Source organism: Rhizobium sp. P1_C7, assembly GCF_056406295.1.
In genome coordinates this window covers 1-26462 of sequence record NZ_JBFUAL010000003.1, presented here as the reverse complement: position 1 = coordinate 26462, position 26462 = coordinate 1, and the positions used below count along the sequence as shown (strand labels likewise).

Annotated in this window: 23 protein-coding genes and 1 pseudogene; 14 read left to right on the top strand and 10 right to left on the bottom strand. The window is 58.6% G+C overall.

Annotated elements, in window-relative coordinates; genetic code table 11:
- Positions 1-55 precede the first annotated feature (55 nt).
- The 3 genes from AC1D2R_RS05225 to AC1D2R_RS05215 form a co-directional block, all read right to left on the bottom strand.
- Entirely contained in the window at positions 56-526 is a 471-nt protein-coding gene (locus AC1D2R_RS05225) for a transposase (RefSeq protein ID WP_477965458.1), read from the bottom strand.
- A 1015-nt stretch (positions 527-1541) separates the two neighbouring features.
- The gene (locus AC1D2R_RS05220) at positions 1542-1988 is read right to left on the bottom strand and encodes a SyrB-like regulator (protein WP_477965456.1); all 447 of its coding nucleotides are present in this window, start codon (positions 1986-1988) and stop codon (positions 1542-1544) included.
- Positions 1989-2176: 188 nt separating this feature from the next.
- A complete protein-coding gene (locus tag AC1D2R_RS05215; protein WP_477965454.1) occupies positions 2177-2524 on the bottom strand; it encodes a hypothetical protein in 348 nt (115 codons plus the stop codon).
- Positions 2525-2938: 414 nt separating this feature from the next.
- Between AC1D2R_RS05215 and AC1D2R_RS05210 the strand changes: the two are divergent.
- Positions 2939-3049 (top strand): annotated as a pseudogene (locus AC1D2R_RS05210) (SOS response-associated peptidase); the annotation flags it as partial.
- 325 nt (positions 3050-3374) lie between these two features.
- Here the strand turns inward: AC1D2R_RS05210 and AC1D2R_RS05205 are convergent.
- The 5 genes from AC1D2R_RS05205 to minC all read right to left on the bottom strand — a co-directional run bounded on the left by AC1D2R_RS05205 (position 3375) and on the right by minC (position 7111).
- On the bottom strand, positions 3375-4469 hold the full coding sequence (locus AC1D2R_RS05205; protein ID WP_477965452.1) for an extracellular catalytic domain type 1 short-chain-length polyhydroxyalkanoate depolymerase: 1095 nt from the start codon (positions 4467-4469) through the stop codon (positions 3375-3377).
- 163 nt (positions 4470-4632) lie between these two features.
- A complete protein-coding gene (locus AC1D2R_RS05200; protein ID WP_477965450.1) occupies positions 4633-5031 on the bottom strand; it encodes a (R)-mandelonitrile lyase in 399 nt (132 codons plus the stop codon).
- A 237-nt stretch (positions 5032-5268) separates the two neighbouring features.
- Positions 5269-5529 (bottom strand): cell division topological specificity factor MinE, encoded by a 261-nt coding sequence (minE, locus tag AC1D2R_RS05195; protein ID WP_477965448.1) that lies wholly within the window; start codon positions 5527-5529, stop codon positions 5269-5271.
- Positions 5526-6341, bottom strand: a complete 816-nt coding sequence (gene minD, locus AC1D2R_RS05190; protein WP_477965446.1) for a septum site-determining protein MinD — start codon at positions 6339-6341, stop codon at positions 5526-5528. Before minD ends, minE begins: the two co-directional genes overlap by 4 nt.
- Before the next feature lie 32 nt (positions 6342-6373).
- The gene (minC, locus tag AC1D2R_RS05185; RefSeq protein WP_477965444.1) at positions 6374-7111 is read right to left on the bottom strand and encodes a septum site-determining protein MinC; all 738 of its coding nucleotides are present in this window, start codon (positions 7109-7111) and stop codon (positions 6374-6376) included.
- A 499-nt stretch (positions 7112-7610) separates the two neighbouring features.
- On the opposite strand from minC, the gene AC1D2R_RS05180 reads away from it, so the two are divergent.
- The 7 genes from AC1D2R_RS05180 to AC1D2R_RS05150 are packed head-to-tail and all read left to right on the top strand — an operon-like array spanning position 7611 to position 14806.
- Entirely contained in the window at positions 7611-8957 is a 1347-nt protein-coding gene (locus AC1D2R_RS05180; RefSeq protein WP_477965442.1) for an extracellular solute-binding protein, read from the top strand.
- A 56-nt stretch (positions 8958-9013) separates the two neighbouring features.
- Positions 9014-10315, top strand: a complete 1302-nt coding sequence (locus AC1D2R_RS05175) for a carbohydrate ABC transporter permease (protein ID WP_477965440.1) — start codon at positions 9014-9016, stop codon at positions 10313-10315.
- Positions 10316-10317: 2 nt separating this feature from the next.
- Positions 10318-11160 (top strand): carbohydrate ABC transporter permease, encoded by an 843-nt coding sequence (locus AC1D2R_RS05170; RefSeq protein WP_477965438.1) that lies wholly within the window; start codon positions 10318-10320, stop codon positions 11158-11160.
- A complete protein-coding gene (locus tag AC1D2R_RS05165; protein ID WP_477965436.1) occupies positions 11160-12215 on the top strand; it encodes an ABC transporter ATP-binding protein in 1056 nt (351 codons plus the stop codon). Before AC1D2R_RS05170 ends, AC1D2R_RS05165 begins: the two co-directional genes overlap by 1 nt.
- A complete protein-coding gene (locus AC1D2R_RS05160) occupies positions 12215-12994 on the top strand; it encodes a glycerophosphodiester phosphodiesterase (protein WP_477965434.1) in 780 nt (259 codons plus the stop codon). Before AC1D2R_RS05165 ends, AC1D2R_RS05160 begins: the two co-directional genes overlap by 1 nt.
- The gene (locus tag AC1D2R_RS05155; protein ID WP_477965433.1) at positions 12978-13982 is read left to right on the top strand and encodes a LacI family DNA-binding transcriptional regulator; all 1005 of its coding nucleotides are present in this window, start codon (positions 12978-12980) and stop codon (positions 13980-13982) included. The genes AC1D2R_RS05160 and AC1D2R_RS05155 overlap by 17 nt, the downstream gene beginning before the upstream one ends.
- The gene (locus AC1D2R_RS05150) at positions 13982-14806 is read left to right on the top strand and encodes an inositol monophosphatase family protein (RefSeq protein WP_477965431.1); all 825 of its coding nucleotides are present in this window, start codon (positions 13982-13984) and stop codon (positions 14804-14806) included. The genes AC1D2R_RS05155 and AC1D2R_RS05150 overlap by 1 nt, the downstream gene beginning before the upstream one ends.
- On the opposite strand, the gene AC1D2R_RS05145 is transcribed toward AC1D2R_RS05150, so the two are convergent.
- On the bottom strand, positions 14803-15690 hold the full coding sequence (locus tag AC1D2R_RS05145; protein WP_477965429.1) for a glycerophosphodiester phosphodiesterase: 888 nt from the start codon (positions 15688-15690) through the stop codon (positions 14803-14805). The genes AC1D2R_RS05150 and AC1D2R_RS05145 overlap by 4 nt on opposite strands.
- Before the next feature lie 446 nt (positions 15691-16136).
- Between AC1D2R_RS05145 and AC1D2R_RS05140 the strand changes: the two genes are divergently transcribed.
- The 6 genes from AC1D2R_RS05140 (at position 16137) to AC1D2R_RS05115 (ending at position 25339) form a co-directional block, all read left to right on the top strand.
- Complete coding sequence (locus AC1D2R_RS05140) at positions 16137-17666, top strand: phospholipase D family protein (protein ID WP_477965427.1); 1530 nt, start codon at positions 16137-16139, stop codon at positions 17664-17666.
- A 619-nt stretch (positions 17667-18285) separates the two neighbouring features.
- Positions 18286-18522 carry a hypothetical protein gene (locus AC1D2R_RS05135; protein WP_477965425.1) on the top strand — a complete coding sequence of 79 codons (237 nt, stop codon included), beginning with the start codon at positions 18286-18288 and terminating at the stop codon, positions 18520-18522.
- Between the two features lie 518 nt (positions 18523-19040).
- On the top strand, positions 19041-20795 hold the full coding sequence (locus tag AC1D2R_RS05130) for a type I secretion system permease/ATPase (protein ID WP_477965423.1): 1755 nt from the start codon (positions 19041-19043) through the stop codon (positions 20793-20795).
- Positions 20792-22099: an HlyD family type I secretion periplasmic adaptor subunit gene (locus tag AC1D2R_RS05125; RefSeq protein ID WP_477965421.1), complete on the top strand. Its 1308-nt coding sequence runs from the start codon at positions 20792-20794 to the stop codon at positions 22097-22099. The genes AC1D2R_RS05130 and AC1D2R_RS05125 overlap by 4 nt, the downstream gene beginning before the upstream one ends.
- 182 nt (positions 22100-22281) lie before the next feature.
- Entirely contained in the window at positions 22282-23715 is a 1434-nt protein-coding gene (gene eglC, locus AC1D2R_RS05120; protein ID WP_477965419.1) for an endo-1,3-1,4-beta-glycanase EglC, read from the top strand.
- A gap of 373 nt (positions 23716-24088) precedes the next feature.
- Complete coding sequence (locus AC1D2R_RS05115; protein WP_477965417.1) at positions 24089-25339, top strand: class I SAM-dependent methyltransferase; 1251 nt, start codon at positions 24089-24091, stop codon at positions 25337-25339.
- Positions 25340-25683: 344 nt separating this feature from the next.
- Here AC1D2R_RS05115 and AC1D2R_RS05110 read toward each other — a convergent pair.
- The coding region (locus tag AC1D2R_RS05110) for a BID domain-containing protein (RefSeq protein ID WP_477965415.1) at positions 25684-26462 on the bottom strand (779 nt) is incomplete at its 5' end.

The following is a 26462-nucleotide window of genomic DNA, read 5'->3' as shown; positions in this document are numbered from 1 at the left end:
ACCATTCAATGGGCGTTAATCAACGCGGAACGAGACTGGTGACTTCTTCCTGGGGTTAGTCCAACCCCAGCCTCCTGCGCAGTTGAGCATTTTCCGCGCGCAGCTTTTCCGCTAGAATCTTACGGAGCCTCACGTTTTCCTGTTCGAGCTGAAAAAGATCTGCCAGTTCGTCGTCGGCCACGAGGGGCCTGGTGTCGGTCCGCTCAATAGAGTTCGCGGTCCGTTTCCAGTTATAGTAGGTTTGCTCCGATATGCCGGCGGCCTTGACGGCGTCCCTGAGTGTGCTGATCCCTTCGCCGACCTGCTCACCTATTACCTTGAGCTTCGCCACCCGTTCTTCGGCGCTATAGCTTTTGGCACGTGAGGGCTGGGGGCTGGGGGCCACCGCCGGTGGAGCAGCTCGAACCGGTTTAACAGGGATCTTTTGACGCCGTGATAGTCTCTGCTTCGTGGCAGTAGATGCCTTTACCTCGGGATCCGTACCAGCGACCACGGTCACAGGTTCGACGTTGTTCTCGTCAGCCATCAGCATGCCTCTCTTTCGCTGTTGCATGTTTTCGGCTGACTGGACTCAGGAGTCAACATGACGCCGCCCGACTGAAACTTGCGTGCCCTGAACAGAATCTCAGACCGACCAGCGCTGCGTCCGCTGTTTTGTTGTTACACAGATACGAAGAGTTCCATCGGCGGCACTTCTGAAAGGGTCCCACCGTGTCCCAGCCGTTCAAGCGCGTTGCCATCAATTATGCTCAGTCACGCCAGCAGGCTTACGAAACGTCAAACCGCTCAAGCATCCTTTTTAGCTGAACGTTCTGCATTTAATGTTTCTGAGCCAAGAGGCTTTTCAGTTGGTTGATTTCTTCGTCAAGGCCAGCCGCTTCTTCTAAGAAAACAGGCTCACCGGAGGCCAAAGATTGCCCTCTTTGATCCTGATTTTTTTGCCGACAGCGCTCTGCGCGACTACCGGGGCGCGGGGACGTTTTGCGCGCTCTGGATTCTTGATCCCGGATTTTCGCTGAGACGGATTGTGTGCTCCCCTCTCCGGTACTTTACATCGGCATCAGCACCCAAATGAACGGCCGCAGCGGCCTTCGGTATCTGAACTTCTTCATCAAGCGTTGCTCGCGACGCGATTTCGGGATTACCCTCAGGTTCATTTTGGAGCTGCGGCCGCTTTTCGATCAATTGGGACTTTTTCGTCGTGGTCGGATGGGCCCGACGGCCCAGTGGAATTCGGCAGAAGCGCCGAGGGGTGTTCTAGGTCGCTACCGGAAACTTTGGGGTCGGCATCATCCCCAATCGCGCCCTCCTGCGCCTTTTCCTGCGGTCGCCGTGACGTCAATCCTACAAGGAATTTCCATGGTGACGTTTTTATAGTGTTTCAACCTTGGGCAACCTGCATTGCTGTGCTGCTGCATTTTCAACATACCCATGATTACTGTTTCGCCGGGCTCATAACGAGAGCCCGGCCAATTTGTCTTCGGCGCCAAAAAGACACTGACCAAAGTCGTTCTCACGTCCGACCCGCCTGCCTGCATTGATCAATCGAGCCCGAGCCGCTTGCGCAGTTCTGCATTTTCCGCGCGCAGCTTTTCTGCAAGCGTTTTGCGAAGCCTCTTGTTCTCCTCCTCGAGCTGGACAAGATCTGCCATCTCATCGATTGCGGAAGCAATCGTCATTGCCGTTTGCTCAACGGGCGTCGCAGCCTTCTTCCTTCCGACACTCTTGATGGCGTCTTTGGGCGTGCTCTTGCCATCCGTGACTTTCGCCTCGATCGGCTTGCGCTTGCCTGTTCTACCCTGTTTGTCACGCTTCCCAGGATTTACTGTCGGTGACTTCGCAGTCGTCGCCTTTGTCGCGGCCTGAACCGCTTCGACAGCTGTCTTTTCAAGCCTTGGCGCACGCTGCTTTTTGGTCGCCGGTGTCGTTTCCGGGGCATCCGTCTCCGCAGCCTCAGCAATGAGGCGTGTATTGGTCTCGTCGGCCATTCCCTATCTCCTCTGTAGCCGTGCCATTTTTCGACTGCGCTAAGGGCGGAGTCAACTAAAGCGCCACGGATTGCGTGTGGTGTGAAGCCACGGGACGAGAGCCAGATTTGAGACGCCGTGACCAAGTCGTCTTCGAGCCGGCTCCTCACTTTCAAAAGGTATCAATATGCCCGGACCGTCAACACGTTTCACGCAACGGCGTTTGCCACGCCAGATGATCGACACGGGCGGATGCGAAGCGTCCCGTGTCTCCCCCGCGGAACAATGACGGTCTTGGTTTTGTCGACCCGCGCCAAGGCATAGCCAGCACCCCACCTGTCGGCGATCGCCACATGTACTGTCAGCCCCTTGGCATGAAGCGGTTGACCCACGTCCGACAGCATCAACGCCTCACCGCCTGCGTGTGATCGGCGCCTCGGTATCCAGACGATACCGTCGGGGTGCATCCGACGCGACAATGGGAGAACATTGACCAGAGCCCAAAGCGTGAAGCGCTCGAGTGCCGCCGCATCGGCGATCGGATCCGGATCGATCAATTGCAACCCGCCGCCGATAGCTATGCTTTCGCAGCCGGCATGCCGTCGGGGAGACTGGGGTCACATGCTTTGACCTAGCGGCGCAATCCAATCCCTTTGGGGCCGTGTTGAGCGCCCGGGGCGGCCAAGCCGGCAGGTGTCTTGATTTAGCAAGACGAGCGAAAAAGAAAAAAGGGCCGTCGGAAAACCGCGGCCCATTAGGTGTGAAGGTCATAAACCTCCAGAGGGGAACAGCTGCTGCGGCGAACTGGGAGGAGGCGCCATGTGCATCAGCTGCGTGCGTTATGATCGTTTTTTGACCATTTGGAAAACATTTTTTGTGCAATGCAGCTATGCAAAAGCTGCGCCGCTCCCAAATCAGCTTTCAGTTCGGCCTATGACGGCGATCAGTCTGTTCGGGAGGTCGTCGCGTCCATCTGCAATCTGTACCGCATGGAAGATAAGGATTGGGTGAGCAAATGGGCTCTGGACGCGGAAAGCCTGACCAATCTGATGCCTGCCCATCAGATGAACCCGGACCAAATGGTCCGATCTAGAGAAAGCCCCGGCGTGGCAGTCGGCGTGATCGCAGCAATCGCGTTTATTTGGGGGGCGACTCGCTGAGCTCGGTTTGACCTCGGACGGTTCCCTCATGCCGCGCTAACGCTTTCCCAAGTCTAGATGCCGCGCGATGCCTGCCTCTCATCTCGCATTGAGCTCCGCTTTTAGCGCTCGCGCGCCATATGCCATTAAAGCCAAAAAGGAGGTGCTTTTGCTCAAATGCGCGTTTGAGCTCTCGTTACGCTATGAGCGATACATCCACTGCGCGCACAGAGTTGCGCCAGACGCGTTGCCCGGTTGGGTGACCGTCTCAACGCATCAACCCGGCCGATCGCAGCGCATCCTCGATGACCTTCTGAACGTTGCTGATAGGCAATTGTCCGACCGGGACCGGAGACGCCTCGTCCGAAGGAGCAGTGTGTTGGTCAGTAGCCCGATCGCGTCTTTCGAACGAGGCTAGAAGGCCCCACGAGCGGGCAATCATCTCCGTCGACGAAACTCCAACGTCGAGCATGAACGGTGCGGGGCGCCCAAAGCCGCTCTTCGCGTCGATGGGCGTACCGTGCGCCATGCCAGGAATGCTGTAGGATTCCATGACGGTCCGGTCCGAAGCATCCACCCAGGCCTCATAGGTATAGTGGCTGTTTTTCTCCACACGGCCATGGCTGCCGGAGACTTCGTGAACCGCTCGCCATTGGTCAAGTAGCGCGCGCGCGTTGGCATCGACCACAGTGCCGTCGTTGGCTCCATGCCAGACTGAAATCGTCGGCCACGGGCCGCGGTGCGGTGACGCGTTGCGAAGAGCTGATTGCAGGTTGAGGACGGATGGCATGCCCTGCCCGCGCATGCGATCAAAAGCCTGCGGGACAGAATTCGCCGTCCCGTAAGGCAGCCCCGCGATAACAGCACCGCCAGCGAAGACTTCGGGATAGGTTGCAAGCATGACATTGGCCATCGCGCCGCCTGCAGACAGTCCGGTGACGAAGATCCTCTTTTCGTCGATGTCGTGTTTGACAGCCGTCGATTGGATCATCTGTCGTATTGAAAGTGCTTCACCGTGATCGCGTTCCATGTCGGCGGCCTGGAACCAGTTGAAACAGTGATTGGCATTGTTTGCGCGTGTCTGCTCCGGATAAAGAACAACGAAGCCGTATTCGTCGGCAAGGCGAGACCATCCCGATCCCGCGTCGTATCCTTCCGCCGTCTGCGCACAACCATGGAGAACGACCACAAGTGCAGCCGCTGGCTTGAGCCCGTCGGGTATATACAGCTTCGCGTCGAGAGCGCCTGGGTTAGATCCGAATTCCTCGAGCGACGCCAAACGCTTGTGGGACGGAGGCTCGCCTCCGTTCCCTCGCGAACGCAGATTTACAAGTCTGGCGATGGTGTCGGACAGTGTTCTCATTGCAGCCTCCTGGCAGTCGCCAGCCGGGATGGCTGTGATCAGGGACAACGTACCAGAAGCCAGATCGTTGCTGCACCGCACAAAATTTTTTGAATGAATTGCGACCGGTCCACTTCCGTTGAAAAAATCGACCGATTAGGCTCGCCCTGCGCTTTCCGGAACTTCAGGACCCTGCATATTCGCCGTCGTTGACCTTCTCCATCCAATCGACCGCCTTGCCGTCGAGCGATTCCTGAATGGCAATGTGTGTCATGGCCGTGGTGGGACCCGCGCCATGCCAGTGCTTTTCGCCTGGTTCGAACCAGACGATATCGCCTGGGCCGATGTCTTGAACCGTGCCGCCCTCACGCTGGACGCGGCCAAATCCGGCGGTCACGATCAGAATCTGTCCAAGCGGATGCGTATGCCAGGCCGTCCGCGCTCCCGGTTCGAATGTGACGGCGTTTCCGGCTGAACGGGCCGGATCACGGACGGCGAACAGTGGGTCGATCCGCACTGTGCCCGTGAACCAGTCTGATGGACCTTTGGCAGAGGCCTGGGTTCCTGCGCGCTTGATTTCCATGGGGTGATCCTTCCTGAGTATGCGAGGACGCGGTTGCGCCTCATCTTGTCGGAACCGATATCACCCCGCTTGCGGGTCGATTAGATGGAACAAGCTGCATGAACCTGTGAACGCGGTTCATGCATGCGCAAGGTGCGAATGTAAGGCGAATACTGCTTGTGGACGTACCGGAATCTGAAATCGTGGCGCTCTTCCGAGACAGCCCATGAAGTTCAGAACCACGGCGCGGTGACCACCTTAGGCTGCTCGAACAGCCGCATCAAGCGGTATCTCGACATCAATCTCCAGGATCGACATATGTTCATCGCGATCCATCTTTACACGTACTCTGTCACTGTCGACCTGCACGTGCTTTGCGATTACCGCAAGGATTTCCTCGCGCAGAACCGATATGAGGTCCGAGCCTACCGACGAGCGTTCGTGGGCTAGCAACACCTGCAGACGTTCGCGTGCAGCGGGTGCGGTTCTCTGTTTGACAAAAAACTGGAAAATGTTCATGCGGCCCTCCGTCCGAATATCTTGCCGAAAATGCCCCGCTTTTCCCCAGGAATCGTGATCGGCAGATTCTCGCCAGCGAGTCGTCGGGCAGCATCGAAGTAAGCCATCGCAGGAGCACTGCGGCTGTCGGCCAAAGTGACCGGAGCACCGATATTGGAGGCACGCAGGACATCCATGCTTTCTGGAATAATGCCAAGAAGGGGAATGGATAGAATATCGAGGACGTCATCGACCTTGAGCATGTCCCCCCGCTCGGCGCGGTTGGCGTCATAGCGGGTAAGCAAAAGGTGCTTTTCCATGCGCTCGCCGCGCTCCGCCTTGGCTGTCTTTGCGTCCAGCAGACCGATGATGCGGTCTGAATCGCGAACCGATGACACTTCGGGGTTGGTTACGACGACCGCGATGTCGGCGTGGCGCATTGCCAAGGTAGCACCGCGCTCGATACCGGCGGGGCTGTCGCAGATGATCCAGTCGAAATGTCGCTTCAAATCGCTTATCACCCGCTCGACACCTTCTGCTGTCAAGTTGTCCTTGTCCCGGGTTTGGGAGGCTGGCAGCAAGAAGAGCGTTTCCAGCCGTTTGTCGCGGATAAGCGCCTGAGAGAGCTTGGCGTCACCCTGTATGACGTTGATCAGGTCGTAAACGACCCTCCGCTCGGCACCCATCACCAGGTCGAGATTGCGTAGCCCGACGTCAAAATCGACGACGACGACCTTCTCGTTTCGCTGCGCCAGGGCCGCCCCAAGTGCGGCGGTCGAGGTCGTCTTTCCAACCCCGCCCTTGCCTGACGTGACTACGATGACTTTCCCCATCTTGCTCTCCTTTGACCTAGCCGGCTTGCGGCTTAGATAAGTTTCTCTGCCATGATCGCGTCATCTTCGAGCCATAGCTGGACGGCTTGCCCACGAAGGTCGGGGGTCATGTCATCTGCCATTTTGTAGATGCCATCGATCGCTACCAACTCGGCCTCAAGCTTTCGGCAAAAGATGCGCGCGGAAGTGTTGCCGATCGACCCGGCCATCGCTCTTCCGCGCAACGTTCCGTATATGTGGATCGAGCCCCCAGCAATGATCTCTGCCCCTGAAGCAACGGATCCGACGACCGTCACGTCCCCTTCGGGGAAAATCACCGACTGGCCCGAACGCACCGGTTCCCGCAGCACGATTGATTGTGGGGCCGATGATTGCACGGCTTGGCGGGCTTCGCTCGCTGACGGTCCGTTTTGCGGATCGACGGCCTGACCTTTTTCGGCAATCGCAAAGTCGGAAACCGGTCTGCCACCCTTCAGCGCTGGAGGCATGCCTGGTCCGAGAATGGAAGGGCGCCCGCCCTCGATTCCCATAATGCTTACATTGCGCCTAGCGAGGTCTGCGACGAGATCCTTGAGCTGAGACCGGTCAATCGGCAGGTCGGTAACATCGAGTACGACCGGACGCCCCAGGAAAAAGCCCGCAGAACGCGCCGCAAGATCGTCGAGCCGGACCAACCAGTCATCGAAAGGCAGGTCTGGAGATAGCATGACCGCCAGGAAAGAACGGCCCTTGATGCGGATCGAGCGAGCGTCTGTTAGCACTTTGGTCATCTATGTTAATAAATCGTTGTGCCTGTCTATCGCCAAAGTGGTTAACAAAGCGTTAACGCGACGATCCACTGAGAGAGCTCCCTGCCCGGTCGCGGATCCAACATGTCGAGGATTGATGTCTCGATGAGCGGTTTCCCGGGGCAGTGGGCAAAGGCGTTTGGATTGAGTGGGATGGGCGGCGTTTGTCCGGTCCCGCAGGCGATCTGGCTATTCGTCGGTTCGCGCCAATGCTGTCGCTGACCATCGCACATCGCCGTGGATTTCCGTTGCTCAAATCAGCACAAGTATGCGCGATTTCACGAGCCTAAGATGCCGCTTGCAATGTTTTTTTGCCGCGTCATATTAATCTTGCACACGTGCTCAATTTTGTCATTCGGCCGTCACATGCCCCACGTAGAGCGGATCTCGTTCGCGCTTTCATGGGACCTCGCGACGGCCTTCAACACAGGTGATGGCCCTTCAAGAGGCTCACACCCGACCTTCCGGAGGAAACGAAGAGATGACTATTCTCACGACATTGAAGTGCATGACCGCCGCGGCTGCCATCCTGGCCTCAAGCAGCGCCCTGTCCTTTGCCAAGGATTTGACCATCACGGTGTGGGCGGGTGGTACAGGACCCAATGATGTCTACCGCCTCGACGCTATCGACATTGCCGCCGAACAGCTTCAGCGTGAAGCCGCGATCAAGGGCGAAGACCTCAAGATCACGGTGGAGAAAAAGGCTTACAGCGGTTGGGAGGACTTCAAGCAGGCAATGACGCTTGCCGCCGAAGCAAAGACTGCTCCGAATATCGTCGTCACCGGCCACGAAGACATCGCCCCCTGGGCGCAGTCAGGCCTGATCGTGCCGATCGAGGACTACGTCGACCTGGATTCCTGGCCGGTCAACGACATCTACGAAAACCTGATGAACATCGCCTCCTTCAACGGTACGGTCTACGGCATTCCGCAGGATGCGGAGTCCCGCCCGATGTTCTTCTGGAAGCCTTACATGAAGGCGATCGGCTATAGCGACGCCGATCTAGATGCGCTGCCGAAGAAAGTCCAGGACGGCGGCTACACGATGAGAAACGTGCTGGAAGACGCCAAGAAAATGCAGGACAAGGGCTTGGTCCAGGCGGGTTACGGCTTCTATCCGCGCAACAGCAACGGCCCGGATTACTGGCAATTCTACACCAGCTTCGGCGGAAAGATGGAAGAGGACGGCAAGCTCGTCTTCGACAAGGCGGCGATGCAGCGCACCTACCAATTCTTCGCCGATGCTGTAAAGGATGGGGTCACCAAGAAAAACCATATCGGCATGCCAGGCGACCAATGGTGGAAGGAAGTGGCCTCGGGCAAGGCGGGCATCTGGCACGGCGGCACCTGGCACTATGCCCGATACGTCAACCAGGAAGGTCTGAAGGACTTCTTCGGCAACGTCGTCTTCACGCTGATCCCGGCCGGCGAAGGCGGCAAGGCCAACACACTGACGCATCCGCTCGTCTATCTTCTGACCTCTGGTCACGACAAGGATTCCACCGAGGTCGCCGCCCAACTGGTCAAGATCGCTTCCGAGCCGCGCATCAACGTGCTGCATGCCGTCAAGTCCGCCCACCTCGGCATTTCGAAAGCCGAAACCGAGATCGAGCTCTACTCCTCTGATCGCTGGGCGCGTGAAGCCACCGAGCGCCTGCTGCCCTACGCCAATGCGATGCCCAACAATGCCGACTTCGGCACCTACTGGAACATCATGTGGAAAGGCCTCGAAGCATCCTGGACGGGCGCCAAGACTCCAGATGCGGCCGTCAACGACGTCGAGAGCGAGCTGAAAAGTACGCTCGGCGACAAGATCGTCATCCGCTAGGCACGCAGCAACCTTCCGGGCGGCCAGTCCGCCCGGATCCTTTGCGGAGACTTTCGATGAGAACCTCCAGAACGCTCGGGCTCGTGATGATTGCACCTGCCGCAGTCATGATCTTGCTGTTCTTCTTGATGCCGGTCGTCCTGACTGCCGTCTTCTCCTTCACGAACATGACGACGGCCACCGGCATTTCGGGCGGCGCCTATCAGATCGCACCGAACTCGCTAGACGCGCTCAAGCGCGAAATGCCGGATGTTGTGCAGCAGCTGACCGAACCGCGCTACGCAATCGATGAGGGAGGCATCAAGAGCGTTGAAGTTCTCGGGCTCGAACCCGGCATCGCCAGGGAACTGCGCGAAAAGCACCTCGGCGACGTCTTCCCCTCGCGTCGCGAGGCTGAACGCATGATCAAGGACTTGCAGAACCGGCCCTCGACCCGAGATGTCAAGCAGATCTCGGAGCAGTTCAACCGTTCCGTGGCCAATCTTCGTTTCGAGAGCAAGGACGAGCTTTTCGCCTCGCTCGACAAGTTCGGCCTCAAATTGACGTCGGATCAGAAGGAAGGCCTTGCCAGTGCAACCTATACGGGGTGGAGCTGGACCACGGAGAATTTCTCGCGCATCGTTTCCTCCCCGGATATGGCGCAGATTCTCTTCAACACGCTTCTCTATGTCGCCCTGGTACTTGTGCTGTTCAATACGACCTATGCGATGGCCCTGGCGATCTGGACGCACTACATGCCGAACATGCCGGCGACAATCTTCCGGTCGGTCTGGCTCCTGCCGCGCATTACGCCGGTCGTCATCTACGTGCTGATGTGGAAGTGGCTTGCCTGGGATACCGGCTTCATTTCCGTATTGATGGGCAAATTCGGCTATCCACCGAAGAACTATCTCCTCGACAGCGCCTACCACGCCTGGTTCTTCGTCGTGCTGATCAACGGCTTCATCGGCGCCTCCATGGGAATGCTGGTCTTTTCCTCCGCACTGAGAGCGATTCCCAAGAGCCAATTCTTTGCAAGCGAAGTCGATGGTGCCAGTCGCTGGCAGCAAATCCGCTACATCATCCTGCCGCAGATGCGCTGGCCGATCCTCTTCGTCACCTGCTACCAGACGCTGTCGCTCCTTGCCTCCTTCAACGAAATCCTGCTGTCGACCCGCGGTGGACCGGGGAAGGCGACCGAGGTCTGGTCGCTTGCGGCCTATCACACGGCGCTCAACAATTACGCCGGCAATCTGGAATACGGACTTGGCGCCGCAATGGCACTGGTCCTCGTGGTGATCGGAATAATCCTGTCGCTCGCCTACCTGCGCGTCTTCAACTACGCCACGCTGGTAGCGCGGCCACTCATCGAGGATTGATCATGGCAGAGAAATCGCAACCCTCTGCAAACTATCGCACCTGGCCGGTTATCCTGGCGCTTACGATCGTCAGTCTGCCGCTGGTCCTGATGTATGTCTATCTCTTCATCGACACGATCACCGACAAGCAGCCTGCGTCGCTGATCCCGGATTCGATCACCTTTCGTCACTGGACCTTTCTCTGGCAGACGCTGCCCGGAAAGCCGAACATCTGGCTGGTGACGCTGAACACGTTGATCTTTACAGCCAGCACAACGGCTCTCGTGCTGCTCGTCTCATCTATGGCCGGATACGTACTCTCACGGTTGAACGTGCCCGCACGCGGCTTCTTCCTCGCCGGCGTTATGGTGCTGCACGCCTTCCCGTCGGTGACGCTTATCATTGCAATCTTCATCGTGCTTCAGATGGTCGGTCTCTATAACTCCCTGGTCGGCGTCATTCTGGTGAAGGCTGCGATCGACCTGCCCCTCGGCATCTGGCTGATGAAGGGCTTCTACGACGCCGTTCCCTGGGAGATTGAAATGGCCGGCATCGTCGATGGCGCCTCGCGCTTTCGCGTGTGGCGCAGCCTGGTGCTGCCGCAGGTACGCCCAGCGATCATGGCGTTGGCGCTCTTCTCCTTCCTCTCGGGCTGGGGCGAATTCATCCTGCCGCAGGTGCTAGCGCCGGGCGGCCAGGTTCAGGTGCTCTCGGTCTATCTCTCGGGACTGATCGCCGACGACAACAATTTCAACTTCGGCACATTCAAGGCGGTGGGCGTGTTCTACGTGATCCCCGTCCTGCTGCTCTACATTTTCTTTCACAAATATCTGATGAATATCTACGGCGGCGGGAGCAAGGGCTGATGCGTATCCTCCTCGACAATTTCTCGAAGAGCTTCGGCTCCACGAAGGTCATCGAGAACATGAACCTTGAAGTGGCCCATGGCGAGATGCTGGCGCTCTTAGGTCCCTCGGGTTGCGGCAAATCGACGACGCTTTTCGCCGTCTGCGGCATCCACCGTCCGTCCGGCGGCCGTATTCTTTTTGGCGACCGCGACGTGACCGACCTTCCGAGTCAGGCGCGCAATGTCGGCGTCGTCTTCCAGTCCTACGCGCTTTACCCGCACATGACGGTGGCCGAAAACATCGGTTTCCCCTTGAAGGTCAAGGGGATGGCCGCAGCCGATATTCGCCGGGAAGTCGAGCTCATCACGGGGCTCGTGCAGATTGGCAACCTGATGGGCCGCCGCCCCTCCGAGCTTTCCGGCGGGCAACAGCAACGCGTGGCGCTCGCCCGCGCTCTCATCCGCAAGCCCGACGTCCTGCTTCTCGATGAGCCGCTCGCCAACCTCGACGCGAAGCTTCGGCTGGAAATGCGGTCCGAAATACGCCGCATCCAGCGCGAAACGGGCATTACCGCCATTCTCGTGACCCACGACCAGGTGGAGGCCATGAGCATGTGTGACCGCATTGCCATCATGAAGGAAGGCGAAATCGTGCAGATCGCGACGCCCGCGGAAATGTACAACGATCCGCGTACCGCCTTCGTCGCCGGTTTTCTCGGCAATCCGCCAATCACCTTCCTGCACGGCGTGGTGTCGAAAGGCGCCTTCTCCATTCCCGGGAGCCAGATCGAAGTTCCGTTGCCCGTCTCGGTCAACGCCAGCGAAGGCGCAAAACTGATGCTTGGCGTACGACCGGAACACTATAATCCGACGGGTGACGTCCGCGTGAGCGGCACGGTGAACTTCGCGGAGACCCAGGGGCGCGAAAACCTCTATGACGTGCGCCTGGCGGGCGGCCCGTTGTTGCGATCCATCCAGCCGGTGCGCCATGACGTCGGGATCGGTGACGAGGTCACATGGGCGATCGACAGCCGCAATGTGCTGGTGTTCGATGAAATCGGACGGAGGCTCTGATGGAACGGGACTTTTCGGCCTTCTTCGAGCGCTTCCGCTGGCCGGCAGCCAAGCTCCAACTTCCCTTCTGCATCGGCCACCGAGGCGCCAGCGGCCATGCCCGTGAAAACACTCTCGCCGCCTTCCGGCTGGCGACGGAGTTCGGAGCCGAAATGTGGGAGCTCGACACGCAAATGACGAAGGACGGCGTGGTCGTCGTCTCCCATGACGATCATCTCCAGCGCGTATTCGGCGTGGACCGCCTGATCTCGGAAATGACCGCACCTGAACTTGCTGGATTGGAGGGTGTGGAGGTGCCAACGTTCGAGGCTGTCGCCACCCTCGCCCGGGAAACCGGAACCGGGCTCTATGTCGAGCTGAAGGCGCCGGGAAGCGGACTTCACTGCTGGCAGCATCTACAGGGGCAAGGCCAGCATTTCGCCTGTCTCGGCTCCTTCGACACCGCACAGATCCGCGAGCTTCGCGTGGCTGGCTGCGACTATCCGCTCTCAGTGCTTGTCCGCGTCGGTCAAGATCCGCACGCCATGGGCGACGAGGCACTTGCAGATATCCTGCATCTTTGCTGGGAGCGGGGCGGCGACCGGCCGCAGGATCTGGTCACCCCGGCACTGACGGATCGCGCCTTCGCAGAAGGCCGCGAAATCGTACTGTGGCACGAGGAACGACGGGAGATACTGGATGATATAATGAGACTGCCGGTGCTCGGCATCTGCACGGACCTGCCGGACATGATGCGCACGGCACGGGGTGGGGATCGAAATCTTGGCCGACAAGGATAGGGTACCGCGCAGAGTAACGTCGTTCGATGTCGCGCGCGTGGCAGGCGTGTCGCGCGCGGCGGTTTCGCGCGCTTTTACGCCCGATGCGAGCGTCTCTCCGAAGACCCGCGAAAAGATATATCAAGCCGCAAAGGAGCTGGGATACCGGGTCAATTATCTTGCCCGCAGCCTGACGAACAAGCGCTCTGACCTCGTCGGTGTCGTCGCGGCGGGGCTGGACAATCCGTTCCGCACACTGCAGATCGAGCATCTGGCGCGAACCCTCATTTCCCGGAATTTCCGCCCGATCCTGCTGCCAACCTCGAAGGAGGCGGATACCTCGACCGTCATCGGCCAATTGCTGCACTATGCGGTGTCGGGGGTTATCGTGACATCGGACGCCCCGCCGACGGAAATCTGTGAACAGTGTGCCGCCGAAGGCGTACCGATCGTTTTGATCAACAAGGGTGACGACATTCCGTTTGTCGACCGCATCATCTCCGATGACCGTTCTGCCGGGCATCTGGCCGCCGATCATCTGATCGATGCCGGCGCCCGGCGTCTGGCCGTGATTGCAGCACCTTCTGTCTCCTATACGGCCCGCCGCCGCAGCGATGCCTTCCTCAGTCGCTGCCGCCAGCGCGGCGTTGAAGCACAGTTGCTGACTGTTGTCGTGAACGACTATCCATGCGGCTATGACATCGCATCCAAACTTGGTCCGATGGCGATTGACGGGGTGTTCTGCGCAAACGACTACATGGCCTGCGGGGTCGTCGACCAACTTATGCACGGTCGCAGCCGTGAGGACACACCTGCTACCCGCGTCGTCGGCCATGACGACATTCCCCAGGCAAGCTGGGCCGCCTATGAGCTCACCACGATCCGCCAGCCTTGTGACCTCCAGGCCGAACAGACGATCGACCTGCTGATCAGCCGGATGGCCGAGCCCGACATGAGGGCGCGTGTGGAATTCACACCTGTTTCACTGATCAAGAGAAGGACCGCCTGATGAGTTCCGCATTCGATGCCGCTGCCCTTGATGACCGCGCCGCGGCCGCGACTGATATCGCCCGCCGCGTTGGGCGCGAGGCGGCTCGTTTCCGCACAGAGATGGGTGCGGGATTGAAAGTCGAGAACAAAGGCTTGCAGGATTTTGTCACTGTCGCCGACCGCAATGCCGAGCAGGCCATTCGCGACGGACTGCTTTCGCTATTTCCGCGGGACACCTTTATGGGCGAGGAAACAGGCGGAAGTTCCGGCGGCGCCGGAACCTGGGTCGTCGACCCGATCGATGGCACGACGAACTACATCCGCGGTTTCCGCCACTGGGGCGTGTCAATCGCTTTCTGCGCCGAGGGCCGCCTGGAAGTCGGTGTTGTTTACGATGCCGCCAAGGACTCGGTTGTGTCCGCGGTCCGTGGGAAAGGAGCCTTCCGCGAGGGTGTGGCCGTCCATGCTGCGGCCACCAGCGATCCTACCAATGCCATGTGCATCCTTGGCCATTCGCGCAAGACAAGTTTCGAGGAGCATCTTTCCCTGTCCCGCCGCCTGTATGAGCGCGGCATGGACTATCGCCGCATGGGCGCGGCCGCAATCGACCTCCTGCGCGTGGCTGAGGGCGCAGCTGATCTCTACTATGAACGGCATCTGAATGCGTGGGATATGCTGGCTGGCGCACTGATCGCTTATGAAGCGGGCGCGAAGGTCGCGATGCCCGAGCTGACCACCCTTCTCTCCGATGGTGGTCCGGTCGTCGCCTTTTCGCCGGCGCTTGCCCGGGAGTTCGAGTTCATCCTGGAGATAGAGGGCCTGAAGCCGCTGGCGGCTGACTAGCCCGCCACGCGCCGTGCCCAGGCACGCTCTGTCGCCGGGGCTTCGTCAGTGGTCACCTGATCAGGCTTCAACGCCATCAAGGCCGAGAAATTCGTCCATTCCTCGTCATCGAAACCGGCCTCGGGGTTCTTCAACGTAAAGGTCCAGGCATCGACGAGCCGCCCTTCGGCCCTGCAGAGGCCGATCATGTCGAGACCGTCACGCTTGGCGCGCAGGATTAGCGGCCAGTGAAGATAGACCGTGTTCGGTTCCGTGGGTCCGCGCAAGTCGACCAATAGTTCGCGCTCGACGGCAGCCAGCCCGTCTTGCCGATAGATATCAATCAATTTGTCGGTCGGGTCGATACCACGTTTCAGATGCGACAGACGCTCCTTGACTGCGGCGATAAGGTCGAGGCAGGCTCCACTGACAATGATCGACGCGGCGACGTTGGTGAAATGCGCCGTGAGATGCGCAATCCCCTTCTCGCCGATCGTTGCATAATCGTCCTTCATGTCGAACTGCAAAAGAGCTTGCGGATGTGTGCTTTGCATCATGGCAGACAGGTCTTCGCTGAGGATAAGGGGCCGTCCGCCCTGCTGCATGCAGATTGGGAGCAACTCATCGACCGTAGTCGCTGCGATCGGTCCTGTTCCAGTCGTCTCGCCCTGAAGCTCGGCATCGTGCAGCACGACGAACCCCCCATCTGCGCGAACGCGCAGATCGAGTTCCATTGATGCACCTTCATCGAAACCTGCCGTCATAACCTCCCGCGAAAACAGCGGGTCGCGCATTTGGCGGCGCAACCGATGCCATTTCAGTCGCGTAGAATGACCATCGTGACGTATCTCCAAGCCTATGGCGTCCATCGCTCGTTTTGTCTCCCGACTCTTTGGTCGAGGCATCTATCATTTCCCATTTGGTGAACACAATGCGCTTTCTGGCAGGAGATGACTGACGGACTTGAAGCGGTCGCTGTGGATAGCAACAACAGCATTTCCAGTGGTGCACGAAAACACTTCGGACTGTCGCGTCATGGAGGCTATTGTCGCCGGGCGGTCCGCAGTTTCTTCGCGTCCGAACCCTGTTTCCGGGGAAAACGTCAAGGAGTGGAGAGATCGATGAAGATCTGCGATGACCGCTAATAGCGCGAAGCGAAAGCGGCTCCTTGGCAACTTCCGGGCCCAGAGCGACAATGAGTTTTCGTGGACGATGTCACTCCGGAAATGGTGCTCAAGCTCAAAACGTGAGAGCATGCCTGTACTAGCGGCAAACTGCGCGACACAGCCAAACTCTCGATTGGCGAGTCGCGACGGGACGGTGGCGTGGAGCATTCTGGATGGGGCGTAGTATGAAACCATTTATCTCGGCCGCATTGCTTTCTTTGTTTCTTCTCGCCGCCTGTTCGCACACCGTGCGAACATTCAAGCAAACAGCGTCATATTCGCCCGCGCAGCCAACAAGCACGCGGCTGACACAAGCTGTCCAAAGGCTTGGTGACCCTAGGGACGGTCGCTCCGGGGTCAGGCTGATCGGCAACGGAGAAGAAGCGCTGGCGGCGCGCTTGGCGCTTGCAGCGGCCGCCGAACAGACGATCGATGCGCAGTATTACCTTCTGCACAATGATCCTACCGGAAAAATCTTTGCGTGGAGCTTGCTGCAAGCCGCGGATCGGGGTGTGCGGGTGCGGCTATTGCTCGATGACATGGACACTAAGAGCTATGACGCCGTGACTGCGGCTCTGGACTCGCATAAAAACATCGAAATCCGGCTCTTTAACCCGTTCTGGCGGGATCAGAGCCGTCTCGCGGCCGGCCTCACCGACTTCAAGCGGATCAACCGCCGGATGCACAACAAGTCGATGACCGCCGATAATGCCATGTCGATCGTCGGTGGCCGCAATATCGGCGATGAGTATTTCCTGGCCAAGAGGGAATTGAACTATTCGGATCTCGATGTGCTGGTTGCTGGACCCGTTGTCGACGAAGTCTCGACAAACTTTGATGAATACTGGAACAGCAAGTTTGCAGTGCCTGCGCGCGCCGTCGTTGGCGCACCAGAGGGGTTCAGTCTCGACGAAGCGCGCCATCGCCTTGACGAGATCATCGGGGATGCCCGAGAGACGGAATATGCCAGCGTCGTGCGTGCGGCTGCGAAGCAGAATCTAACGCCATCGACGCTGAAGCTCGCGTGGGTTCCCGCCAAAATGTACTCGGACCCCCCTTCAAAAGCGGCCGGTGAAGACAATGAAGACGAGATTCTTGCCTCTCAACTGTCAAAGTATTTCGCCGATGCAACATCAAAGATTGAGATCATCTCCGCATATTTCGTGCCAGGCAAACGCGGCACAGAGTGGTTGCGGGAACTTGAGGCGCGGGGCGTCGAGGTGTTGGTTGTAACCAATTCGCTGGCATCGAACGACGTGAAACCCGTCTATGCGCATTATGCAAAGGACCGGCGGGCTCTTCTGGAAGGTGGAGTCCACCTCTACGAACTTCGGCCTGACGCGGATCAAGAAGCGCGGCGCGGCGTCAATTGGGGTGAATCGCGATCGGGTCTGCATGCCAAGGCGTTTACCATCGACGATCGTTACCTGTTCGTCGGCTCGTTCAACTGGGACCCGCGGTCGGTGAATATCAATACGGAAATGGGCATTCTGATCGACTCGCCTGAATTTACCAGGAAGACGTCGAATGCTCTAAGAGGCGTTTTAAGAGAAGAAACCTTTGCCGTAAGGCTGGACAAGTACAAGCGGATCTCGTGGACGGAGACCGAGCCGGACGGGACGCAGCGGATCTATTATCATGAGCCGACGGGTTCGCCCTGGGATCAATTCGTGGCGGGATTTTATGCGATTCTCCCTATCGGTTCGCAGCTCTGAGGTTTTCGCGACGCAACCAGCCTGACCGGCACTCTGACGTGACGTCTTTATCCGACACCTTTCGTAATCGAAACCGGAAAGATCCAGACCTAGCTAAGCTAGACTGTAGCGTTCGGCGTGAGCGCCAAACAGGATAATTGTATTCGACAACTGAAGCGATGGCGGATGGAGCAAAGAGTTCTTGTCGCCTTCCGCCGGCCCCTTGCTGGTTGGCCGCAAATAAGCGATCCTTTGCATGCCGACGAACCGTCGAGATTTTACCTAAAGCCAGCGTCGGCTTTGTCCGCTTTCCGGACTAAGCGCGATGACGGCTCACATGCAACGCCACGAGCGTGACCAACGTCAGCGGCATTTCCGGAAGTTTGCTGGTTTCTGTTCTAATTCACATGCGTAACCCGTTTTTGGTGGTCTTTGCTACCTAATGCCGCGAATTTCTGGCCGGAATCACGGCCGCTCGAACGCTTCGCGAACTGCCCTTTGGGAGGAAAGAGCTATTCACCCCGGGGATCATACAGCTGACAAGATCCGTCTGGGACCCTTTAGGAATTACCTAGTTTTGCCGTCTTGAATTCTGTCCCCATTCGCCCAAACTTAGTCATCGAAACGGAGGGCTAAAATCTTGCGCTACAAAGAGACCAAGCGTTTTCGTTGCGAAGGCGATGCCGGCAAAAACTGCGTCATCATTGAACAGATAAGGGAATCGGATTCATTTCAACGCAATGCGATACCCAAGGCCGACTACATCACCGAGGATGGCGAAGTCGTCAGTCGCCTCGACAACGAAAACTTCCTCATCCTGATTAAAGGTGAAGTCGTTCATTGGACTGATCGTGATCGCAGCCAGCGCAAAATCTAGCGGTGCAAGCAAAGGCAGACTCAGCTTGAACGCTCTTGAACGCTCAAGCAAGGGGTCGATCTGCTCGGCATAAGCAACAGGTTGTCCCTTTGGACCCACCCTAGTGTCGGTCCGCGATGAAGCATCGGACTTCGGCCTGTTTAGTCACACTTGGCATCCCGTGCGCGAATCATCGCTGTGCTAGCAAACGGGTGACTTCCAACGTCGCGCGACATTTCGGTGGCGATCAGCATGGCGCGTGGCCCGTTCGACGTCGATCACAACGCTCACCCAGGCGCGGCCACTAACAACCGTTTGATGCTTTCATGGCCCCTCGTCAAAACGCTGCGCTCTGTCACGCGTTTGCTGTCCCGGCGTGCTTCAAGCCGGCACGGATCGGTGTCGCGCGGAAAGCGTTTGTTAATGCTGAAAGGCATAAACCGGGCAGAACTCCCAAGAACCCTCGCACTCGGGGTTGGCCGACGCGAACAATCTGGCCCATTGTCTGCACAACCCGACACGACCTACTGAGAGGCACGTTGTCCCAATCCCATCCCAATCGATCCCCATCCTTCCTGCTTGCAGCCGTTTCATCTTTGCGTAGCGCGCTTCTCGGCGTCGCGACGACAAGTGGCTTCGTAAACGTTCTCGCGCTCACCGGCTCGTTTTTCATGCTGCAGGTGTATGATCGGGTCATTCCCGCCCGCAGCTTGCCGACGCTGACCGGATTGATCATGATTACGGCAACCCTCTTCGCCTTTCAGGGCATTCTGGAGCTTATCCGCGCCCTTCTCCTTGCTCGCATTGGCCAATCCGTTGACGAGCGTTTCAGTCAAGTGGTGTTTCGATCACTCGTCGCAGCGCCGTCGCGCAGGCAGGGCCAAGACAACAGCCTCCAGTCGCTGCGGGATATAGATACTGTGCGAGGCTTCCTCTCCGGACCGGGCCCGACGGCACTCTTTGATCTACCCTGGATGCCTTTCTATCTCGGCCTATGCTTCTTCTTCCATGTATGGATAGGGATCACAGCACTGACGGGTGCCGTGCTTCTTGTTGGACTGACTGTGCTCGCAGACATAAAATCGAAAGCGCCTGCACGAGAAGCCGCCAAAATTGGCATCGAGCGAACGGCTCTTGCAGAGGCAACGCGGCGCAATGCCGAAGCGGTCGCCTCCATGGGGTTCGCTCACCGGTTGGGAGATCGGTGGGTGGAGATCAATGCGCGGTACCGGCAAAACCACCTTCGGGCAACGAGCGTCACTGCGGCGCTTACGACCCTGTCCCGGATCGTCCGGCTCATGCTGCAATCGGGTGTATTGGCGGTGGGCGCCATGCTCGTCATCCGCCAGGAGGCGACCGGTGGCATCATGATTGCGAGTTCCATCCTGGTCAGCCGTGCACTCGCCCCGGTCGAGCTTGCAATCGGGCAGTGGCGAGGATTTACTGCGGCGCGCCAGAGTTGGTCGCGTCTTATCAACCTCAGCGGGAAAACCAACACTGACAAACCGGAAATTCGTCTTCCCAGGCCCAGCGTCGGCCTCAGGGTGGAGAACCTCTATCTTGCCGCACCCGGGTCGCCGACTCCGATCGTCCGTGGTGTATCGTTCGAAGTCAAAGCTGGCGAAGCGATTGGTGTGATTGGTCCAAGCGCATCGGGAAAATCCTCGCTGGCACGAGGACTTGTCGGGCTCTGGACGCCGCTTGCTGGTGCGATCCGCCTCGACGGCGCGAACCTGTCGCAATGGGTTCCGGAGGAACTCGGCAGGCATATCGGCTATCTTCCGCAGGAGATTGGCCTGTTCGACGGCTCGATTGCCGAGAATATCGCACGGTTTGACCGCACGGCTTCGCCGGACATGGTCATCGCCGCGGCTCGCGCAGCGGGCATCTATGACATGATCGTGCAGTTTCCTGATGGTTTCGATACGAGAATCGGCGAACAGGGCGCTCATTTGTCAGCTGGCCAGAGACAACGTGTTGCACTGGCGCGAGCACTCTACGGTGAGCCTTTCCTGGTGGTCCTCGACGAACCGAACGCCAATCTTGACGCCGAAGGAGACGCGGCACTCGCGGGCGCGATCCTCAGCGTCAGCAAGCGCGGAGGCATGACGATCGTCGTGGCTCACAGGCCAAGCGCCCTGGCGAGCGTCAGCAAGGTGTTGGTTCTTTCACATGGCCAGAAACAGGCCTTTGGCTCAAAGGACGATGTTCTCAACAAGGCCACTCCGCCGTCCACAACCGTGTCCTTCTCCCCCCGCCTTCGTCATCCCACCCAGGAAGCGGCGGCGCAATGATGGAAAAAGGTGCCCTGCCCGCGGAACGTGCAATCAGGCGGCTGACACTGGTTGCCCTCTCCGTCATCTTGGTTCTCGTTGGCGTTCTCGGCAGTCTTGCGGCGACTATCCATTTGAACGGCGCCGTGATTGCCACTGGCACGCTCGTTGTCGACAGCTACGTAAAGCCGGTTCAGCATCAAAAAGGCGGTACCGTCGATCATGTCTTCGTTCTCAATGGCGACCGCGTCGAGCCAGGACAGGTCTTGGTTCATCTCGATGACACCCAAACCCGCGCAACGCTTGCCATTGTCTCTCGGAGACTGAGGCAGCTTGCGGCACGGGCTGCGCGACTGACGGCTGAACGCGATGGCCGCGAGACACTCGAATTTCCCGCAGTGGTAGGTCGAGCAGACGCTGATGAACGCGCCGCACTCATGGATGGGGAACGCAGGCTGTTTGACGACCGCAGATCTTCGATCCGTGGCCGTGAGGCGCAGTTGAAGGAGCGTGTGCGCCAGCTCGACCAAGAAGCCGACGGTTTGATTTCGCAGCAGGAGGGAAAGCGTCAGGCGATCGATATCATCGGCCTGGAGCTTGCAAGTCTTCAGCCGCTCCTGAGCCAGGGCATCATTCCCGCTACCCGCGTTTATGCTCTCCAGCGCGACGCAGCTGACTCGAGAGGCGAGTTAGGCAGGTTGGTCGCGTCAGCGGCTGAAGTGAGGGGGAAAATTGCCGAGACTGAATTGCAGATGATTCAAGTCGGCGATGATCGGCGCAGTGAAGTGTCGGAACAGCTACGGCAGGCACAAGGTGACATCGGAGAATACTCGGAGCGACTTGTCGCTGCTCAGGATGAACTGAAGCGCGTCGACATTCGTGCGCCGCAGGCGGGCGTGGTCCATCAGTTGGCGGTTCATGCTCCGGGTGCTGTAGTTGCGCCCGGCGAAGCGATCATGCAGATCGTGCCCGACGACGATGCCTTGACCCCGGAGGTGAGATTGTCGCCTCAGGACATCGACCAGGTGACCGTGGGCCAAAAGGTGACGCTGCGGTTCTCCGCCTTCAATCAGCGCACCACGCCGGAACTGACCGGCCGCGTCGCCAGCGTGACGGCAGATCTTACCGCCGATCAACGCACCGGCCAAAGCTACTACGGTGTCCGAATTCATGTGCCCGCGCCAGAATGGCAGCGGCTTGGAAAGTTGGCGCCCCTCGCTGGCATGCCCGTAGAAGCATTTATCGAAACGGGTGAGCGAACCGCCCTCGCCTACCTCGCAAAGCCGTTCATGGACCAGTCTGCCCGAGCGTTCAGGGAGGAGTAGAAGCTGTTTTGACGACGGATGCCCGCACTGGCACAGGCGATGCCAACGGGAATGATTGTTAATACTCCCATTGAGATTGATGGGAGAACCGGGTGCCTCAGTCGGACATCTGACCCTTGAGGGTGCCGCCACACTATTCACGATGATAGCCTTCAGGTGGGGAGGCAAAAAAGGAGCTGACCATGCCGCAGTCGATTCAAAACGCCGTTGGTAAAAGCCTTTTCTACAGTGGCGGATCAAGCGCCTGGTTCTCGGCAACCGGTTCGGGGCCGGTGCTGAATGGTACCGCTGGCAATGATTCCATCTGGGGTGACAGCTCAGTCAATGTCACGATGCAGGGTGGAACGGGCGACGATATCTACTACCTCTACTCCAGCATCAACCGCGCCGTCGAGGCGCCGGGCGCAGGCACTGACACCATCAACACGTGGATGAGCTATACCCTGCCCGAGAACTTCGAGAACCTGACCGTTACGGGCAACGGCCGCTATGCGTTCGGCAATCATGGCGACAACATCATCTCGGGCGCATCTGGGAGCCAGACCATCGATGGCGGAGCAGGAAATGATGTCCTCATTGGTGGCGGCGGCGCCGATACGTTCATCTTCACGCATGGCAATGGCAGCGACCTCATCGTCGATTTCAGCAGCGACGACACGATCCGTCTCAACGGCTATGGCCTGACCACCTTTAATCAGGTCCTCAGCCATTCGACGCAGGAGGGCAACAATCTGCGGCTGGATCTCGGGGGTGGTGAAAGCCTTGTCTTTGCGAATAGCACAGCCGCCGATCTCCACGCCGATCAGTTTCAGCTGACACTCGATCGGTCCAAGCTGACGCTCACATTTGCAGATGAATTCAACAGTCTGTCTGTTCGCAATGGCGACCAGGGCACCTGGGACACTAAATTCTGGTGGGCGCCCGAAAAGGGCAGCACGCTTCCTGGGAATGGTGAGCAGCAATGGTATATCAACCCTTCTTACGCCGCGACTTCGGCGGTCAACCCATTTTCGGTTGACGACGGCGTCCTGACCATTACGGCGAGCCGGACGCCTGCAGCGCTCGAACCACAGATCGACGGCTACGACTACACGTCGGGCATACTCACGACCCATTCATCGTTTGCGCAGACCTACGGCTATTTCGAGATTCGCGCCGACATGCCGACACAGCAGGGAGCTTGGCCCGCGTTTTGGCTACTGCCTGAAGACGGATCCTGGCCGCCGGAACTCGACATCGTGGAGATGCGGGGCCAGGACCCAAACACCGTGAATGTCACGGTCCACAGTCAGGAAGCCGGATCCCATGTGATGGAATCGACTGCGGTCAAGGTCGCCAGCACCGAGGGGTTTCATAAGTACGGCGTACTCTGGGACCAGGATCAGATCGTCTGGTATTTCGATGACGTGGCCGTGGCACACGCAGACACGCCAGCCGACATGCATGGCCCAATGTATATGCTGGTCAATCTGGCCATCGGCGGCAGCGCAGGATCACCAAGCGATGGCTTACCGAACGGCGCCGATCTTCAAATAGACTACATCCATGCCTACGCGCTTGCCGATAGCCCTGCCACTCAAGGCGCGCACGTGACAGGCGATGACTGGCAGACCTGAGGCGAAACATTTAGTCAAATGTTCAAAGTCGAAAAGGTGCAAGCATGCTTCTTTCAATGCGTGGCGAATGCGCCCCCGGGTGAATCGCTAAGCCGCCAGCGCCAGGAGGCTTTCGCCACGAGCTCAATCGCAACATCGCCAAGCGATCACGTTATTATCGCAGCCAGTTCGTTACCCTGAAGTTCAATTTCTCAATACGATGACGTAGGCGCTATTGTGTTTGAATGGCATGATCGAATGACAGGGGCTGTTGCGCTTCCCTCCTGACATAAACGCGCCGATATCGATAACGCACGCGCGACTTGCGAATCGCAAACTATAAGATGAGTATACACGAGTCGAAGGTCCGACACTGAAAGCAATCGAGGCGATCATGTTTCCGCTTTCCCATATGATGAGATCGTTCATACGGAAGGGTCGGCTAACCGTCATCGATGCCGACGGCAAACCCCATGTTTTCGAAGGCGAGCCTGGTCCACGCGTGACGATGAGGCTGACCGACAAGACGCTCTACCGGACATTGGTTTTCAACGCCGAGCTTGCCGCCGGCGAGGCCTATATGGACGGAACGATGCGGTTCGAGGATGGCTCKACTCTTCGGGATTTTCTGACGCTCTTCTCCATAAACCGTCTGTCACTCGGCTCATATCCAATCCAGAAGGTCCTGCGCGCAATAAAGATGCGGTTCCGCAAGCGCCAGCAGTCAAATCGCAAGGGGCAAGCCCAGCAGAATGTCGCCCACCATTACGATCTCGGCAATGAATTCTACAAACTGTTTCTCGATGATAACATGTTGTATTCATGCGCTTATTTCAGGGAGCCTGGCGAGACCCTGGAGCAGGCTCAACGCAATAAGCTGAGGCTTCTCGCCAGCAAGCTTGAGCTAAAGCCCGGAATGAAGGTACTCGATATAGGTTGCGGTTGGGGCGACCTTGCGCTCTATCTTGCAGCGCTGGAGGATGTGGAAGTTCTCGGCGTGACGCTTTCGAAGGAGCAACAGGTGCTTGCCTCCGAACGTGCCAGAAACGCAGGGCTTGCCGGCCGCGTCCGTTTCGAGCTCAAGGACTATCGGGATGTCGAAGGACAGTTCGACCGCATTGTTTCCGTCGGTATGTTCGAACATGTCGGCGTCCACCACTACGACGAATTCTTCAAGAAGCTGAATGCGCTGATGCCGGACGACGGCCTGACAGTGCTGCATTCGATTGGCCACATGAGCCCACCGGGAATGGCCAGCGCGTGGCTGCGGAAATACATTTTTCCAGGGGCCTATTCACCGGCCCTCTCCGAAGTCTTCGCCGTTGTCGAGCAGAATAGTCTTTGGGTAACTGATCTGGAATTCCTGCGTATTCACTACGCAAAAACCCTCGCTCATTGGACCGAGCGTTTCGAGCGTAACCGCGACAAGGTCGTGGCACTTTACGATGACCGCTTCGCGCGCATGTGGGAATTCTACCTCATCAGCGCGGAGATGATGTTCCGGACCGGCAGTCAACTCGTTTTCCATATGCAGCTGTCGCGTTCCCGTGACGCAGCCCCGATCGTTCGAGATTACATCACCGACAAACAGAGAGAATACGCGGAAGCGGAAGCGAAGCTAAATCTTTCTTTAGGGACTCGATGAGCTGCTGCAATTCGCTCCTTCGCGCGGCAATGTGTTACATCAGGCCAACGGTCGAGCACCCGCTGACGAGTGCGAATTAGCATTCCGATAATGAACGATCGGGATTGCCCCGATCGGAGGGCTGAGCCATCGGCGAAACGTCACCTTCCGGATGTCGATGTGGAGGTCCCGGACAGAAATGCCCCTTGGTTTCGGCGGAGGCGCCCGCGTGTCCCGGCGAGCTCGTTAGCCCTGCCGGGCTTGCCCGACAAACGAGGCGCGCGGTCATGAGTCAGCGGGCAAGCATTCAGACCTTCCTGACAAGCGATGATCCTGCGCCCAGTGCGTTCTTTGACCGAGCGGCCTTATCGCTGCAGACCCAGGCCGCGCCTGAGTGATCGTTTTGGCTCCAGCTGCTGGCTCAGTTCGGCGTGGTGCGCGCGATCGACGAGGCGGGCGACACTCTTGATACGGTCAAGCTTACCGGCAAGCTCCGGTCCCAGTCGCTCGAACTCATGGCGGAGATGGTGGTCCCGAGGATCGGACCGGCCGAACCGTCTCTCGAAGGCAGATGTGATCTGCCTGGCCTCGTCGAGCGCCTGTCGTCCCTCGGCGGTGCCGCCAAGCTGTTCGATAAACCTGCTCCGTTCGGCAGTCTGGACGAGCTGGTGCAACAGGGCGGCACTTCGCGGCGTGAGATCCGGAACCTCGACCACGTCACGCTTGTCACGTCGCCACTGTTCGGCGCCGCGTTCTTCGGAGAGGCACCGTTGCCAGGTCGCACCGGCTGACGCGACATGAGAGGCGACGGCCCGAGCGAGGCGCCGCGCCTCCTTCCGCTCACGGTTGTCTCCGAACATTCCGGTCCTGCCGCGTAGACTACCAAAGTGCTCCGGCCGTTCGGCAAGTACCTTCGCCAGCCGCTCGGCGTCAGCGCTCTGTTCGATGATGGCCAGGCGCAGGCTGGCCACGATGGCAATCGGATTGTTGAACGCCATCCGGGCAACCATTTCCACGTCCTGCCACTGCCGATCAAATGTCGGCATCGCCTTGTCGCGGGCGACGTCTTCGATGCTACGATCATATCGCTGGACGGCCGGCAGCAGCGGCGGAGGTTTCTCCACACTGTGCTCATTGCCTTCAG